Raw genomic sequence first — 16,462 nt, 5'->3', positions numbered from 1 at the left:
ATGCGCGACATTCTCTTGCTCAGCATTGTGCTGCCGTGGTGTGTTGCAGCCATCAGGTGGCCGTGGACCGGGGTAATACTTTGGACCTGGCTTAGCATCATGAACCCGCATCGTTATACCTATGGAATTGCTTACAGTGCGCCACTTGCCGCTCTAGCGGTTAGTTGCACTGTACTGGGATTACTCTGGACCCGGGAGCGTGCGTCACCATTCAAAGGTAGCCCTGTGACTTGGCTTGTGGTTTTTATGGCGTGGATGACGCTCTCATGGCTGCTGGGTCTTAATGTGGCCGGTGACTACGAGCAGTGGAAAAAAGTCATGAAGATTGATGGGATGTTGCTTGTCGGTTTCATGCTGCTGCATAGCAGGCAGCACATCATGGCGTTAACTGCGGTTTGTGCGGGATCTCTGGCTTTGCTCGGAGCCAAAGGAGGCGTATACACCTTGCTCGCTGGTGGCGGTGGCCGCGTTTGGGGTCCGCCCGGCTCATTCATTCAAGACAATAATGCTTTTGCATTGGCATTGGTGATGACCATCCCGCTGCTACGTTTTTTGCAGCTACAAGTTAAGTCTTGGCGCGGTCGATTTGCCTTGACGGTTGTGATGCTCTTGTGTGCGGTTTCGGCACTGGGCTCTCAATCGCGTGGGGCCTTTTTAGCCATCGCTGCAATGGCGGTTACCTTGTGGTTGCGGGGTGCAAACAAGTTGCGAATCGGCATCATATTGATCACCGTGGCGATTCCACTCATCGCCTTTATGCCGGATCAGTGGACGGCGCGGATGGAAACCATGCGAACTTATGAAGACGACGGGTCAGCCATGGGGCGAATCGGCGCTTGGTGGATGGCTTGGAACATTGCCCTGCATTACCCTTTGGGTGTCGGATTCAACGCTGCAACGCGGGAGTTAGCCGCCAAATTTTCTCCTAATCCGGACAGTGTTCTCGTCGCCCACAGCATCTATTTTCAACCATTGGGCAATCACGGATTTATCGGGTTGGCATTTTTCCTTGGCATCTGGATAGCCACTTGGCGGTCGGCGGGGTGGCTGCGCACCCATAAGAACCTTGTACCAGAGGCCAAATGGTGTGCAGACCTTGGGGCTATGTGTCAAGTTGCGTTAGCGGGCTATGCGGTTGGCGGCGCTTTCCTGAACTTGGCCTATTTCGATTTGCCGTACAACATCATGGCCATGGTCGTGCTAACGAGGGTCTGGGTTGAAAAGCAAAGCTGGAAGACAGAGCCGCTTGAGTCACCACGATGGATGACCGTGCTGGGGCTGACCCAGCCAAGAAAGGGCGAATGAAGTGTTGATCAAGGCCTTGCTGCGTGTCAGTTCCCCTGAGGGTCGACGAGGGCACCTCTCCATTCTCATTTTTCATCGAGTGTTTGCCGAGCCAGACCCCATCTTTCCCCAGGAAATGCATGCTCGTCGTTTCGATGCGGTGTGTAGTTGGCTCAAGTCGTGGTTCAACGTGATGCCGCTGGATGCTGCAGTCGCACATCTGAAGGCGGGCACATTGTCAGCGCGCGCCGCCTGCATCACCTTTGATGATGGCTACGCAGACAACCACGCCGTGGCCCTGCCCATTCTTAATAAGCACGGCTTGCCAGCCACCTTTTTCATTGCCACGGGTTTTTTGGACGGCGGCCGCATGTGGAATGACACGGTGATTGAATCCGTGCGACACACCAAGGCCAGCATGCTTGAATTGGACCAACTTGGGTGCTTTTCCGTGAACACGCCTGCCGAAAAAGCCGCCGCCATAGGCGCCATCATCGGCAAAATCAAATACCTGCCCGTGGCGGAGCGCCTGGTAGCTGCGCACCGCATCGCCGATGCGGCCCAGGTAACCCCGGCTAATGATTTGATGATGACCTCAGCCCAAGTCAAAGCCATGCGCCAAGCTGGCATGCAGATTGGTGCCCATACCGTATCTCACCCCATATTGGCACGCCTAAGTGATGAGCAGGCCAGAGACGAAATCAAAGGTAGCAAAGAGTTTCTTGAGCAATTGTTGGGTGAACGAATAGGTCTGTTTGCGTATCCCAACGGCAAGCCAGGGGACGACTACAGCCCACAAACAGTTGCGGTGGTGCGCGGCCTGGAGTTTGACGCCGCAGTCAGCACGCATTGGGGCGCGGCCAGACCGGGTACCGATATGTTTCAACTGCCCCGATTCACCCCTTGGGACAAAGGCAAGATTCGCTTTGGCGCCCGGCTGATGACCAATGTGCTATTAAATACATAGCTGCTTGCGCCCATTGAATAAGGGCTAAAGCATGATTTTGTTAATATTTAATGCTGCAATGCAGTGGTTGATATCCCCCAAACGGGGGATAGCCTCATCGGGCTGAATCGCTTAAAGTAGTATGTAAAACCTACGAGGCGCTGATTTGTCCACTCGTCTATCTGTCGTCATCCCCGTCTACCGCTCGCAGGCTACGCTGCCCGAGTTACACCGCCGTTTGGTGGCTGCACTGGAACCCGTCGAGCCGTCATTCGAGATCATCTTGGTTGAAGACTGCGGGGGCGACGGCTCTTGGCCGGTCATACAACAGCTCGCACAGCAGGACAGCCGTGTGCGCGGCATGAAGCTGGCTCGCAACTATGGCCAGCACAATGCCCTGCTTTGCGGCATTCGGGCAGCGAATGGTGAGTTGATCGTCACCATTGACGATGACCTGCAAAACCCGCCTGAAGAAATACCCAGGCTTCTGGCAAAGCTGGAAGAAGGCCATGACGTTGTTTATGGCTCGCCACAAAACGAAACTCATGGGTTTTTTCGTAACCAAGCGTCACGTATCACCAAACTTGCGCTTCAAGGTGCAATGGGAATGGAATCAGCCAGCAAGGTCAGCGCCTTCCGGCTTTTTCGTACCCGCCTGCGTGATGCGTTTAGTGCTTACCGTAGCCCCACAGTCAATATTGATGTGTTGTTAACCTGGGGCACCACGCTTTTTGCGGCGGTCAACGTGCGTCAGGACGAGCGCACTGTTGGCGACTCTGGTTACAGCCTGCAAAAGTTGATCACCCACGCCATCAACATGATGACCGGGTTTTCAACACTGCCACTACAAATCGCCAGTGTGCTGGGGCTTGGGTTTGGCTTTATGGGTTTTCTGATATTGGCGTACGTGCTTTTCAATTACTTGGTTCACGGCAGCAGTGTCCCCGGGTTCGCCTTTCTCGCGTCGATGATTTCTATTTTTTCGGGTGTACAGCTCTTTACGTTGGGCATATTTGGCGAATACTTAGCGCGTATGCACTTCAGGTCAATGGAGCGGCCCCCTTATGCCCTATTGCACGACACTGCACAAATTCAAATGCCGTTGAACAGCTATGTCAATCAGCATTGATTCCAAGGCCAGTGTTCGCGACCTAACCGGTTTCATCGACACCGCTGATCTCAGTTTGACCTGGACGGAGGCACCGTGGGATAGCGTGATATTTGGCTATCCCGTGTTGCAGATCACCGGCATTGAAGTGCGTGGCCCTAACGCAGCCGATGCCATTGAGCAGTTTGAGCGTGCACTGGATGCATCTGGCAGTAAGTTGGTCAGTTGCCGTTTGTCGCATGAACGGCTCCGTGAATCGATGTTGTTGGAGAGCATTGGTTTCAAATTCATTGAGATGATTTACCACCCAGGATTGAATGGGTTACAAACTTGTGCCCCATTCAGTGGGCATGATCTGACGGTTGCGCGCGCTGAATCGGCAGACATGTCCACCGTGATAGCCATTGCGGGCGTTGCCTTTCGCAATGAACGCTTTCATGTCGACCCCAGGCTGTCCGCAACGTTGGGTGACCAACGCTATCAAAACTGGGTCCGTAGCGCAGCAAATCACCCAGCCCAGCGGTTGTATGTTGTGCGCGATGGGCTGTCGGTCATTGCTTTCTTTGTAACAGAAAATCTTGCCAACGGCACATGTTATTGGCATCTGAACGCGGTTGCACCAGAGGCACAGGGTAAAGGCTACGGCAAACGTTCGTGGCAGGCGATGTTGGAACATGCCCGGTCAGAAGGGGTAAAGCGGGTGGAAACCAGCATCGTTGCCAGGAATCACCGTGTGCTCAACCTTTACGCGCGACTGGGGTTCAAGTTTCCACCGCCAATGATGACTTTTCATTGGGTACAGGAAGAATGAATGCGCACGCCATAAGTCAGTTGGTTCGATATGCTGTGGTTGGCCTAGTTTCCAATGCTGTCCTTTATCTGGCCTATCTTGCCTTGACGCAAATTGGGTTGGCATCAAAACTGGCAATGACTTTGCTTTACACCGTTGGTGTGGGCCAGACATTTTTCTTCAATAAACGTTGGACTTTTAAGCATCAGGGCGCGCAAACACCAGCTTTTGTACGCTATTGCATAGCCCACGGAATAGGATACCTTTTTAACTTGGTGGGGTTATTCGTGCTGGTTGATCACTTTGGTTATCCACATCAGATCATCCAAGGTTTGTTAATACTTGCAACGGCCGTCTTGTTATTTTTGCTTCAAAAGCTTTGGGTCTTCAATTTCATATCTGCACCACCATCGCTTACAGGATCAAAGCTATGAATATCCCTTTCAACAAACCTTACATGACTGGCAAAGAGCTCTGGTACATCTCCCAGGCGCATGCCAAAGGCCATCTGGCGGGTGACGGAGATTTTACCAAACTATGTGCAGGCTGGCTGGAGTCGCGCACGGGCTCTCAGCGGGCGCTGCTTACGCATTCATGCACTGCTGCCCTGGAGATGGCCGCCATCTTGGCAGACTTTCAGCCGGGTGATGAAGTCATCATGCCGTCATATACCTTTGTGTCTACTGCCAATGCCTTTGTGTTGCGTGGGGCGGTGCCGGTTTTTGTGGATATTCGACCCGACACGCTCAATATTGACGAGACCAAGATCGAGGTCGCCATTACCCCCAAAACGAAAGCCATCGTGCCGGTGCATTACGCCGGTGTGGGTTGTGAGATGGACGTGATCATGGATATTGCCAAGCGACATTCGCTGCTGGTGATTGAGGACGCCGCTCAGGGCGTAATGGCCAGCTATAAAGGCCGACCACTGGGCAGCATCGGCCACATGGCGGCATTTTCGTTTCACGAAACCAAGAACATCATTTCTGGTGAAGGTGGGGCGCTGATGATCAATGACCCGCGCTTTGTAGAGCGCGCCGAAATCATTCGTGAAAAAGGTACCAACCGAAGCCAGTTTTTCCGCGGGCAGGTGGACAAATATACGTGGGTTGATTGTGGCTCGTCGTACTTGCCCAGTGAATTGATTTCAGCCTTCTTGTGGGCGCAAATGGACGAGGCCGATGCCATCACCCGGCGCAGGCTCGATATTTGGGACACGTACCATCGCTTTTTGGGCCAGGCCGAAGCGGCCGGCAAAATGCGCCGCCCGGTGATACCCGTAGGTTGCACGCACAACGCGCACATGTACTACTTGCTGTTGCCAGACTTGGCTCATCGCACCCGGTTTATCAGCGGGCTCAAGGATGCGGGCATTGGTGCTGTGTTTCACTACGTTCCTTTGCATAGCTCACCGTTTGGCCAGCAGGCAGCACGCACGCACGGCGATATGTTTGTCACCAGTGATTTAAGTGACCGCTTGGTGCGGTTGCCGCTGTGGGTGGGGTTGGAGGAGAAGCAGGCTGAGGTGATGCAGACGATTCTTGAAACGTTGAATTAAGATGAATTACAGCGCCGCCGTACCTGAATTTGAAACCGCCCCACGTTGGACTAGGCAAGACTTTCAAATCCTGTTCCTCATAGTAATCTTTGCACTTATTCTGCGATTGGTATTTTTTACCGGATTTTATGGATCTGATGAAGTCACCTATTTTCAGATGGCTCGAAGCATACAGGATGGAAATTGGGAGCGCTCTGACTATATTGGTTCGATTCGCTACGGCGTAAATATACCGATTGCCGTATTTTTAAAATTTTTTGGTGTTTCAGAATTCGCGGCCAATTTTTGGAGTTTATTAACTTCTTTGACTGAAGTAATATTGGTTTGTTTGGCCGCAAAGCATATGTGGGGTGTGAAGCCTGCGTTAGTTGCAGGACTCTTGCTTGCTGCTTTGCCACTTCATGTTCATTATGCTGGCCGATTGATGGCGGATGCGCCCTTGGCGTTTTTCGTAAGTCTGTGCTTTATTGCAGTCTGGATGGCTGAGAAAAAGAACTCTGCAGCATTATATTTGTTAGCTGGTATTTCAGTGGGTAGCATCTTTTGGGTTAAAGATGCGGTGTTTTATTTGACTATAGCACTGCTTGGTGCATATTTGCTGCTGGCTCACCGCTGGCATATCCGCTGGTTTTGGATGGCCCTTGGCGCTTTGATTGTTGTACTCTTAAATTGTCTTCTAATGTGGATAATCTATGATAATCCATTTTATTTGTTATCTGTTAGTTTTAATAGTTTTGGTCGTGCAAATAGCTTATCGGCTGCAGAAAAGAAGCCCCCGGAATTCTATTTTTTATATCTCTTAATAGATATTAAGCATACATTTCTTTTGTTTTATCTTGCTTTGGGTGGGGTTTTCTTAGCTTTGAGAGAAAATAAGTTTAGCCCGGTAATGAAAACGTCTGAGGGATTTATTTTTTTATGGGCTTTTGGTTTTATTGTTTTGCTTTCGATGCTTTCGCTGAAACAAGTCAACTACATGCTGATATTTGTTGCCCCACTGATATTATTTTCTGCATATTTCATATCAAGTTTGAATCGTAAGTTTCAGGTTGCGCTGATTGGATCGGTAATTGTTGGTGGTGTTGTGTTAGCGGCGTTTGAGCAGCAGGCGGTGCAGTCGTTTACCGCCAATTCTCGGGCCAGCGTGGCTTTTGCAGAATTGCACCCGGATGCTGTTGTGTTTGCAGGGACAGGTGCTGTGCGTGCTGAGATCTATCAGAAAGCACTGGGCCAGCTGCACGTGCAGCGGCCGTCAATGATGTCGTTGTCCGATCTGGATGCGTTGTTGGAGAGCAAGGTAAGTCCGACTAATCCCCCATCCAAGGAGGTGACCAATGTGAAGCAAGCGTTTGCCATAATGGACCCTCAAACTGCTGATTGGGGTGCACCTGAGGATTCACGTTGGTCGAAGCGTCAGTCGTCACCGTGTCTTGTGCGCGGCGCCGAACTGGTGCCCGCTGCAATGGGATATGGCCGGTATATCGTTGACGCATTGGTGGCCACCTTTGCGGCGTTGCCAGAACCATTGGCAACCAAAATCAGCACTAAATTGACAAATACCTTGCGACCGCAAAGTGCGACAGTCTTTCAGATTGGTGCGCCATGCTTTGTTCCTGGTGCATAGGGACTTAACTTTGATTCAGAGTGAATTGCGGCGCCTTGGCCGCAAGCCACTGCTCTAGCATCATAAAAATCCACACCATTTCACCAAAATAGCCCGGGTGCTCGGGGAGTCGCTCGTTCAGCAAGGTCTGAATGAAGTCGGCCCGCACCACACCCCGTGCGGCCAGGCTTTCCAGCGAGTCTCTCGCCAGCGCCTTGAGTGCTGGCGTCTGATTGGCCCACACGCCAAACGGCAAGCCAAAACCTTGTTTCTTTTTGGTGAGAATGTCGTCCGGCAGAAAGCCACGAAGCGCCTCTTTAAAGAACCAACGCAACTTCAAACCCTTGAGTTTGTATGCAGTGGGCAGCTTCAGCGAGAAGGCGAGCAGCCGATCGTCCAGCATCGGAAAGCCAACGCCAATCCCCGCAAACCTGGTGGCGCCCACCACCTTGGGTAGGTCACTCTCGGCCAGGGTAAAGCGCCAGTCAAAGGCCAGTTCCTGGTTGAGCGCGCTGCAGCCGCTTGCTGCTTGCCAGACCTCACGCTGCAATTGCAGAGGCAGGCGAGTGTCAATCTGCGCCATCATGCCCGGTGTTAGCACTTCACTCACCCCGAGCCGCATGATCAGGTTGTACATTTGCAGCCGGTCCGGCATGGGGGCTCGGGCTTGTTCCACGTAGCTGCCCGCCTTGCGCGTCAGCGGAAAAGCCGCCGCAGCACGGGTGCCCAGCAGTGGCTCCATCAGGCCCTTTTGCAGGAAGCCTGGTACGTGCTCATACCAGCCAAAGACCCGCTGCTTGGCATAGCGGGAGTTGCCGCCAAAAAGTTCATCGCCGCCGTCGCCGGCCAGCAGCTTGCTCACGCCGTCTTCTCGCGCCATCTTGCCGCAGTAGTAGGCGGGTAGGGCGGAAGAGTTGCCAAAGGGCTGGTCAAAATGGGCCGCCATGGCAGGGATGCTGCGCACCAGGTCGTCAGGCGTCACGTAATACTCGTGGTGCTCGGTCTTGAAGTGACGGGCTGCTAGGCGGGCAAAATCCATCTCGTCATAGCCCTGGGCATCAAAGCCAATGGAGTAGCTGGCGGCTTGGCTGCCACTGGCGCGGGCCATCATGCCGGCCACGGTAGAGCTGTCAGTGCCGCCGCTTAAAAAACACGCGGGCTTGCTACCATCCAATTGGGTGGCTACAGCGTCTTGCAGCAGTTGGCGGAATTCATCTTTTAGTGAATCAAAAGAGGCACCTCGCTGCTCGTCAAAGGCCGGCATCCAATACGGTGCGACAGTAAGTCGCCCATTTTCAAACAATGCGTAGTGGCCTGGCGGCAGCCGGAAAATGCCTTTGTAAATGGTGCGCGGCGAAGGGATGACGTGAAAGTACAGGTAGTCAAAAATCGCCTGCGGGTCAATCTCGGTGCTGGCATCAGCCAGCTCATCGGCGCGAGCGGAAAATCGCAACTGGCCGTCCACCACACTGTAGCAAAGGGTCTGTATTGCAAAGCGGTCCACGGCCAGAAAGGTGCGACCGCCGGGCTCCCGCAGGCCCACAGCGAAGTCGCCAGTCACGCCCTTGACGCTATTTATGCCATTCTGAGTGAATGCTTCACGCCAGCTTGCAAGTACCCCTTGGCTGCTTGTCAGATTGGCCAAACGAGCATCAGAAAACCGAGGAGAGCCAAGGGTCAGGGATGATTCGGTCACGGGCATGTGGTTATTTTGAATTCAATTTGGGGAGGGCGGCGCTACGCGCTGCAACGCTCCCGAATTATGCGTGGTGCGACCGGTCGCCTGCGGGTAGTCGCGCAAATCAATCGAGACATTGTTCCTGTACTCGCCCGGACCGGCGGATTCAAGCGTGCCGGAACCCAGCAGACGGTTATTCATCGCCCGTATAGAGTCCGCGCCCGTCACCACGCGCAAAAACGTGCCGCCGCGGGGCAGGGGGTTGATCAGCGTGTTGTTCTGCAGATAGATCGCGTTGCGTGGCCACTTGTAGCCCTCAGCCCCAAAGGAGATCAGGATCGGGTTTTCTGTGGTGGTGTTTTGCCCAATGACGTTGCCCACTAAGTTGGCCACGCCGCCATTGGGGAACTCCAGCTCATAGCTGGCGGTGCCACCTTCCCCGTCAACCAATCGGCTGTTGTAAATGTCGCTCAGCGCAGCACGGCTCTTGAGCAGGTGGCCGGTACGCGCATGATGAAAGTAGCTGCCTTTGACGGACAAGCGTGCAATCTGCCCCACATACAGGTTGTGGTTGTGGCCATCAGGCCGCTCGTTGTAGGCGAACTCGCTGTCTTCTACTTCCAGCACCGTGTTGGGCTCGTTGTTGGTGAGTAGCCCCATCTCGTTGAATTTGAAGCTGCAGTCTTTCACATGCAGCGAGCCTGTCTCCAGACGGATGCCCGCGCCGTTACGGCTGGGTACCGCTGCGCCTTCAAAGTCAAAGCCCTCCACTCGCATGCCTTTGGCGCGAACGACCCAAATGCCCTTGCCTTCAGCGGCCGCGCCAGCGGCAACTAGCTTGACGCGCCCACCAACTGCCCGCAATGTGAGCTGGTCTTTTGTCCACGCTGCTACGTCACCGGTGTAAACGCCAGAATCAACATTAATAGTGGCTCCCGCCCTCGCCATAAGAGCAGCCTCAGCTATTGTTTTGATAGCGTGTTTGGGGCCGACGCGAATCACGGATGCTGTGACTGATGATGGGTCCGGGGGCGCACCATGGCTCACCAGAGGCCAAAACATCGACAACAGGAAAAACCAGGCGGCAAAATACCTCATGGCTTCACCCCTTTGTCCGCTGAGTCCTGGCCGGGTCGGACTTGCGGATGTTTTCTTGGCTGCCCAGCCACATCAGAACCAGCAGCAAGGTCAGGAATCTTGGTGCATCAATCAAGGTATTGGCAACACCCGACACCATCATGGCGAGCAAGGCGGCAAGTACCGGCGCTGCCAAGGGATCGCCGCGCCAAGTTCGCAATGCGGCTACGCCGATGGCCATGGCCATCGCTGCCGCCCCAGCCAGAAAACCCAGCCAACCTTGCTCAAAAAGTATCGTCACTGGCAGGCTGTGAATGTGCCAAGGAGGATCGACATCGGTGCTGAAGAACCAGTTGTCCAGTCCGGCTTGAAAACTGCCATTGGTCAACAGAGTCGAACCTGCTTCGGTCTCAAACCGGATATTGGCAACGTCGACCGAGCTCGGGCCGCCGCTGTTGAAGAACGCCAGCTTGACGGGGGGGGGGCGGTACCACGCCTGCGGTGGCCAGCGCTCAGTGCTCATAGTCACATTGGCATGGCGCCAGCCCCCCGGGGATGCATTGGCATCCAGTTTGAGGCCAGTGCAGGCAGCTGACGTCAGCATCCATTTTTTACACAGGGCCACACCGAGCGTGGCAGTGCTATCGGAGCGAAGGTCCAGCGACAGCCGGTAGCGCTCACCCGGCCTGACCTTGACGAACTGCTCGATATAAACCGCCGCGCCGGTTCCCAAGCGCAGAAAGGGTCCTGTCTTGTCGTTGGCGAGGCCATAGGGCGCAGCGTGTACCGGTTCTGCGCTACGCCAATAGTGGGTGACCGGAAAGCGTCCCAGGCCTACGCCGAATATGGTTGTAGACCAGTCGTTGTCGCGCATTTGCAGGGCGTCTTGCCAATGCGCAACCCGAATGGCCTGGTCGCGTCCAACCTGAGCTAGCCGCTGCAACGCAAATGGGCCCAGCAACACCGGCGTGGCCACCGCCACGATCGAGATTCCCACCAGCGACGCGGTCAAACGTGGGTGCCTGGCACTTGTAGGCCTGTCACTCTCCGGCCGGAATAACGTGGCGCCAAGCATGACCATCACCACCATGAGCAACGCCGCGTACCCGTTACGCGAGTAGGTCACCATCAATGCGTAGGCGGCGCCCAGCACCAACAGCGCGCCCAGCCAACGCCACTGCGGGCGCGGTGTTCGCAGAACGAGCCACAGCAGGAAGGCGGTTGCCACTGCCAGGTAGCACTCGATGTAAGCGCCCCCGGTGTGCATCGCCGAGAACGGCCCGGTGACTCTGTAGATAGCGCTGAAGTCAAAGAGGCCCACGAAGGCCAGTCGTTCCCACACGACCACAGCCACCGTCAACAACAGGCCGATGCTCATGCCCCACGCGAAGACGCGCTGCTTGTCCGTATCAGGCTGATTCAAACGTCGGTACAACGCAATGAAGCCAGCCGCCCAGACGGCGCCCTTGGCGATGCGCAGACCATTGAACCCACTGTAGTAGCTGATAAAGCTGTTCACGTCAGGCCACTGCCAGGGCATCAGACCCCGCAATGCACTGGTGGCCAGGCTCACGCCAAACAACGCCAGCAATACCGCCTGGAGCTGTGCCAGTCCGCGCGCGGTACCTCGTCGTGGCGGTTGGGTGCGCTGCCAGCCAATGGCCAGCACCACCAGCATCAGCAGATCGAACTCGTCCCAGAAGAACCGTCCGGTCCAAGGTGCCAGGTCAAATACTGGCAGTGCCGCTGGTACCAGAGCCAGCCCCAGCACGGGTCGTCGCCACACCAGGACAGCAGCGCCCGTCAAGACCGCCAGCACGAACCACGCGAAAGACGGTAGCCACCAGGCCGACAGCGCCGCAAATGTCAGAGTGGGCGCCGTCAACGCCCAAGCTGGCCAAGCTGGTGTCCCTGCGCCTGCAGGCAGCACATCGCGCGATAGCTGCACCGGGCTTGTACGCTGTTGCGCAGCCGCAGGAGGATGTTCGATAAGCGCCAGTAGACGAAGTACGACCCAGCAGGCGGCCGCGGCGATGATGACATTGGTTGGGTCCGGGTGCAGTCCCTCCAGCATCAGCTTGCCCGTCTCAACCACCGATGCCAGGGCTGCTACCGTTGCCAATGTGGTGGCTGGTCGCCATTGCCGCGACCAGCCGATCACCGCTACCGGCTGGTACATCAGCGCCACACTGCCAAGGCTGAACAGCGCGAAGGCCTCGGTCGTGAAGTAGTGGTAATAAAACGGCATGAGGTGCAGTACCGCCCACTTTTCCGAAGCGGCCGCCATGTCAATCCAAGCATGGGCAAACCAGCCGTTAGTGCCTAACAACACAGGCAAGTAGGCCAGCCCCAGCACAAATGCATGGCGACCCACTGCCTTTTGGAGCGGGGCAATGCCGCGGCCAACCCACGCTCGCCAAACACAGGCGCCCAGCGCCATGCCCACTCCGCGGGTGATCACGGACGCGCCCTGCGTGATGCCTGAGGCCATGGCCAGTTGCCCCACCTCGATCGCCAATCCCAAGCCACAACCGAGCACCAGGCAGACGCCCACACCGCGGCCCCGTGCCCCGCGTCGCGACGCCAACAGCACGCCGTAGGGTGCTGCCAACAGCACCTCTACACCCAGCAGTAAACCGGCCACCCAGCCGCGCCGCAGCGAGGAGTCAGCCAGCAGCCAGCCCCATTGGCCAGAACCGAGCTTGGTTTGCCACTCCTGCGCCGATAACAGCAGGTCGTAGGGAAACAGGCAAAGCAGAAAATACACCAGGGCATAGGCCTCCAGCAGGCGCTGTGCGAGCCGCTGGCCACCACTTTGCCAAGCGCCCAGCAGACGATCAACCCAAGGCGCCAGCGCTGGCGCAACCAGCGCGCCGATGACCGTTCCGATGCATTCGGCCATCAGATCGTTTTGCGAGACGGTGCGCGCTGGAAAAAATAGCTGTGTGAATTCAACGGCAAAGGCCAGCGCAGCACCAAAGGCGATCGCCAGCGCGACCGCCAACGACCGTGCCTGGCCGTTAAATACATTGATCAACAGCTTGACTGTGACCAGTCCAACCGGTACGTACAGCACGCCATTGGCGACCCAATCCGCCCGAGACTCGATGCCGAGCCTCAAAAACCGAATGTGCCGAAATGCCTCAAGTGCAGTATCAAGCGACAGGGGATGGAAGTCGAATGGGAGCAGGCTGCCATACACCACGAATGTGATGTAGGCTAACCAAGCAACTAAGAATCTGCCAGAACTGCGCATCGATTGTGTGACTTGCTTTGTGGAAATAACAAAACCCAGTGGACCAACACTGGGTTTTGAATCTGGATTGCACACAGGCTGCGGCGCACAGGCTACCTACTCAGCCGCCGCCCAACCGGCTTTCAATGTGGCGTTGACAGTAGGGGTGCTCGTCCCGCGAAGGTAGAAGCCCAGGTTGGCCCCAATTTGGCAGACGTTGAAGCTACAAGGCGCCCTGCCTGCGTAGCTATAAGTGGTGATCATATTTGCGCCGTTAAAAGCTTGCCCATGTACGCAACCCCGTTTAGTTACAACAAAAAATCATGATATGTCAAAACAACGGGCAATTCAACGTTGCTGTCGTTGTCGTTGCCGGTGCAGGCGGGAATCCTGGCTAAGCTTGATATGTCACAGGGAGATTGCTTGATACTAAGTTTCATTTTCCCTGAACTCTGAGTCGATGGTTGAGCACCGCTGCCCATGCCTCTGCAGCAAGTTTCAAACCGCCTTCGTTCAGATGGCAACCGTCGCTGCGATACGCATCACCGAGCAGCAAATCGGTATCCGGGCCCAATACGAAACGGGGGTTTCCCTCCGCAGCAGTGGCTTGCTCAATCGCAGACCGGATGGCCGCATGGGGCGGCGCGCGACACACGGTTGAGCGAGCCAGCATCACAGGCGCCTGCGTGCCGGCCTTATCTAGCAAGGCTGCAAGCCTGGCAAGTCCTTGCTGGTACTCGACGCTTCCGGTGTTGATGCGGGCATCAGCCTCGCCCTGCTGCCAGAGCACGAAGTCTGGCTTCAGGCCACGTTGTTGCAGGGCTTGGACCTGATCGACGAGGCGACTGGCCAATCTGCTGCCAGGCTTGGTCCAGTCATTGATGGTGGTGGCGTCGACGGCCAGAACCGAGAGCAAAACCTTGCGCCCGGCAAGCCCTTGGCTCAATATCGCTGGCAAGTGACGCCAAATGCTGCCGCCCGTGCCGGTTGCCCCTGGCAAGGGGTCATCAGCCACCACGCAATCAGCGCCAACCACCATTGCAATCGGCGCATCGCTGGACTTGACCAAAGTGCCGTGGTTGGCCGCGTTCGATTGGCCAATCGCCAGCAAAATCAATGGTCGCTGCTGTATCAATGGAGCGCAGTCCACGACTTGCTCTGGCCAGGGGGCCACTATTGACGAAAGCCTGGTATCGAGTGAATTCTGAAGTTGGTGGTGGCGATAGCCCCTGTAGGCAACCAGCAGCGCCACGCCAAGAAAAAAGATGAGCAACAGGCGCTTGAACATGCGGCACTACGCTGCCAATGGATGCTTGCGCTCACGGTAGCGTGCTCGGATCCAGCGCAGGGCGGGTTGCTCAACCCAGCGTGTCAACGCCGTGGCGCTTGCCAAGCTGAAGACCAGCGCCAACAAGCCGGTCACCTCAAAGGGGATGCCATGCGCCAACGCCTGCAACTGAATACTCCACCCAATGTTTTCGTGAATGAGGTAAAGAGGATAAGAGATGGCCCCCAACCAAAGAAACACGCGGGTGTCAAGCATCCGCAAGCGGCCAAGCGCGGCGGCGTAAACCAGCAATCCAAACGCAAGGGCGAGTCCCCCAACAAGCGCCGACTCCGCGATTGCAAGGGTCAGCACGGCAGCGGCAGCGGTCAACAGCGGCCGCAGGTTGGACATTTCTTTCTTCCGTAGAGTGACTTGGTAGATACAAATGCCCAGGGTGAACCACGGGATGTACTGCAGGATCAGTAACCTGTAGGCGATCCATGGCAAGTCGATACCAAAACCCTTTGCCATAATTACGTAGAGCAGGCGCAGCGCCAAAAAGGCGAGCAGCACCCAATGGATCTTGTCGAGCCACCCTAGGCGAAACAGGGTGAACATGCCGACATAGAAGAGCATTTCTACTTCCAGCGTCCAATACACGCCATCCACATGCGGCACACCAAAAATGCTGTGAATCATGAAAACGTTGGCCATCGCTGGCCCAAGGTCCACCAGTTTGCCTGGCAACCCAAGCCAATGCGTCACCGCAAACGTCAAGATGATCGCAATCCAGTAGCTCGGGAACAGACGGCTGAAGCGCGACACCACAAAGTCCATCGGTCGCGTGGTGCGCTCCAGAGTCATGAAGATCACGAAACCACTGATGATGAAGAAAAGATTGACGCCGTAATAGCCGTAGGGAACCGAGAATAGCGGGACGTAGCCAGGCTGGTAAAGCTCGGTGAAGCGAGTCGTGTAGTGGAAAAGTACAACGGCAAGCGCCGCCACTCCGCGTAACGCATCAACCTGCGACAGGCGCTGAGTATGTCGGTGTTGTGTTTGTTCCATTGAAATTGGATTCAGCTGCTACAGCACATTAAGCATGCGAGGTCTCTACATGCGTTGATTTCGTTCGCACGAAAGAATCTGGCCATTAGTCTACTTAGAGTTACGATCCACTGTATTTATCTACGCTGATTTTCTCTGCCGTGATAAACAATGTACTTTTCATCACACAGCCTTTTCTTGATGAATCATAAGGGTCCATTGGATCTGACTAGAAAGTGACTAAACGAAACGTCTTTTCAGACTGAGCGCGGGGCGCTCGATGAGTATCCACGACAGGTAAGCTAAGCCCACTGTCGCCAAAATGGAGACTATAAGCGTAATCAGCCAATAATGTGGTCCAACGAAACCCATTGAAGCAGTTGCTTGCTGGACCGGGAAGGCGTAGAGATAGATGCCATAGGACAGATCGTGACGAGGAATAAGTGCCCGCAAAAAGAATGCCCATTTCTGTGCGACGTAAATAACGATCAGTGGAAGTAATAGCGCAGAAAATGGTCTGAAGAGTGCAGTTTCGCGGCACGCCAGAATAATCAACATGCTTACAGTTGCGAGTAAGCCAGCGCCTCTCTTGGGCCACCAGAATGCCAACAGTGAACTACTGAAAAAAAAGCAGCCAAGCAAACACACCCGTTCCATTCGAAGTGTTGTGCCGCCTTCAAGTCGCCAGAATAAAACATTTAAGTTGGTCAGTTCGAGCTCATGCCATAGCGTGAGGGTGAAGAAAGTAATGGGTAAGCGCGCGGCAAACCCATATTGACCGCGGCCCTGCAGTGGTGGTGACAGTCAGGGTGACGCGGTTGGCGGCGTCCAGCGATGTGGCAGCAACTCGCCAATCATGCTGTTGCGCT

13 protein-coding genes are annotated in these 16,462 nt (G+C 55.3%); 7 read left to right on the top strand and 6 right to left on the bottom strand.

Annotated elements, in window-relative coordinates:
* From AC097W_RS05450 to AC097W_RS05420, 7 genes are all read left to right on the top strand, one after another.
* Positions 1-1,305 carry a putative O-glycosylation ligase, exosortase A system-associated gene (locus AC097W_RS05450; RefSeq protein ID WP_479601361.1) on the top strand — a complete coding sequence of 435 codons (1,305 nt, stop codon included), beginning with the start codon at positions 1-3 and terminating at the stop codon, positions 1,303-1,305.
* Position 1,306: 1 nt separating this feature from the next.
* Positions 1,307-2,251 (top strand): polysaccharide deacetylase family protein, encoded by a 945-nt coding sequence (locus AC097W_RS05445; RefSeq protein ID WP_479601359.1) that lies wholly within the window; start codon positions 1,307-1,309, stop codon positions 2,249-2,251.
* Positions 2,252-2,396: 145 nt separating this feature from the next.
* A complete protein-coding gene (locus AC097W_RS05440) occupies positions 2,397-3,359 on the top strand; it encodes a glycosyltransferase family 2 protein (protein WP_479601357.1) in 963 nt (320 codons plus the stop codon).
* Positions 3,360-3,462: 103 nt separating this feature from the next.
* Entirely contained in the window at positions 3,463-4,149 is a 687-nt protein-coding gene (locus tag AC097W_RS05435; RefSeq protein ID WP_479601354.1) for an N-acetyltransferase family protein, read from the top strand.
* A complete protein-coding gene (locus tag AC097W_RS05430; RefSeq protein WP_479601351.1) occupies positions 4,146-4,562 on the top strand; it encodes a GtrA family protein in 417 nt (138 codons plus the stop codon). Before AC097W_RS05435 ends, AC097W_RS05430 begins: the two co-directional genes overlap by 4 nt.
* Positions 4,559-5,686: a dTDP-4-amino-4,6-dideoxygalactose transaminase gene (gene rffA / locus AC097W_RS05425; RefSeq protein ID WP_479601348.1), complete on the top strand. Its 1,128-nt coding sequence runs from the start codon at positions 4,559-4,561 to the stop codon at positions 5,684-5,686. Before AC097W_RS05430 ends, rffA begins: the two co-directional genes overlap by 4 nt.
* Before the next feature lies 1 nt (position 5,687).
* Positions 5,688-7,310, top strand: coding sequence for an ArnT family glycosyltransferase (locus AC097W_RS05420; protein ID WP_479601345.1), 1,623 nt, complete (start codon positions 5,688-5,690; stop codon positions 7,308-7,310).
* A 4-nt stretch (positions 7,311-7,314) separates the two neighbouring features.
* Here AC097W_RS05420 and AC097W_RS05415 read toward each other — a convergent pair whose 3' ends face one another.
* From AC097W_RS05415 to AC097W_RS05390, 6 genes are all read right to left on the bottom strand, one after another.
* Positions 7,315-8,850 carry an asparagine synthetase B family protein gene (locus AC097W_RS05415; RefSeq protein WP_479601342.1) on the bottom strand — a complete coding sequence of 512 codons (1,536 nt, stop codon included), beginning with the start codon at positions 8,848-8,850 and terminating at the stop codon, positions 7,315-7,317.
* A 156-nt stretch (positions 8,851-9,006) separates the two neighbouring features.
* The gene (locus tag AC097W_RS05410; protein ID WP_479601340.1) at positions 9,007-10,065 is read right to left on the bottom strand and encodes a right-handed parallel beta-helix repeat-containing protein; all 1,059 of its coding nucleotides are present in this window, start codon (positions 10,063-10,065) and stop codon (positions 9,007-9,009) included.
* A 4-nt stretch (positions 10,066-10,069) separates the two neighbouring features.
* Entirely contained in the window at positions 10,070-13,249 is a 3,180-nt protein-coding gene (locus AC097W_RS05405) for a VanZ family protein (protein WP_479601338.1), read from the bottom strand.
* Between the two features lie 466 nt (positions 13,250-13,715).
* Complete coding sequence (locus tag AC097W_RS05400) at positions 13,716-14,567, bottom strand: sialate O-acetylesterase (protein WP_479601336.1); 852 nt, start codon at positions 14,565-14,567, stop codon at positions 13,716-13,718.
* Positions 14,568-14,573: 6 nt separating this feature from the next.
* Complete coding sequence (locus AC097W_RS05395; RefSeq protein WP_479601334.1) at positions 14,574-15,614, bottom strand: acyltransferase family protein; 1,041 nt, start codon at positions 15,612-15,614, stop codon at positions 14,574-14,576.
* A gap of 219 nt (positions 15,615-15,833) precedes the next feature.
* The gene (locus tag AC097W_RS05390) at positions 15,834-16,151 is read right to left on the bottom strand and encodes a hypothetical protein (protein WP_479601330.1); all 318 of its coding nucleotides are present in this window, start codon (positions 16,149-16,151) and stop codon (positions 15,834-15,836) included.
* Positions 16,152-16,462 lie beyond the last annotated feature (311 nt).

It is taken from the genome of Rhodoferax sp. GT1R46, from assembly GCF_056521285.1.
The sequence above is the reverse complement of the archived record's forward strand: the minus strand, read 5'-3'. Positions and strand labels throughout refer to the sequence as shown.

Coding starts and splice junctions, on each gene's coding strand:
- AC097W_RS05390 (WP_479601330.1), bottom strand. CDS start 16,151: ATGTTGATTATTCTGGCGTGCCGCGAAACTGCACTCTTCAGACCATTT.
- AC097W_RS05450 (WP_479601361.1), top strand. CDS start 1: ATGCGCGACATTCTCTTGCTCAGCATTGTGCTGCCGTGGTGTGTTGCA.
- AC097W_RS05430 (WP_479601351.1), top strand. CDS start 4,146: ATGAATGCGCACGCCATAAGTCAGTTGGTTCGATATGCTGTGGTTGGC.
- rffA (WP_479601348.1), top strand. CDS start 4,559: ATGAATATCCCTTTCAACAAACCTTACATGACTGGCAAAGAGCTCTGG.
- AC097W_RS05410 (WP_479601340.1), bottom strand. CDS start 10,065: ATGAGGTATTTTGCCGCCTGGTTTTTCCTGTTGTCGATGTTTTGGCCT.
- AC097W_RS05420 (WP_479601345.1), top strand. CDS start 5,688: ATGAATTACAGCGCCGCCGTACCTGAATTTGAAACCGCCCCACGTTGG.
- AC097W_RS05395 (WP_479601334.1), bottom strand. CDS start 15,614: ATGGAACAAACACAACACCGACATACTCAGCGCCTGTCGCAGGTTGAT.
- AC097W_RS05400 (WP_479601336.1), bottom strand. CDS start 14,567: ATGTTCAAGCGCCTGTTGCTCATCTTTTTTCTTGGCGTGGCGCTGCTG.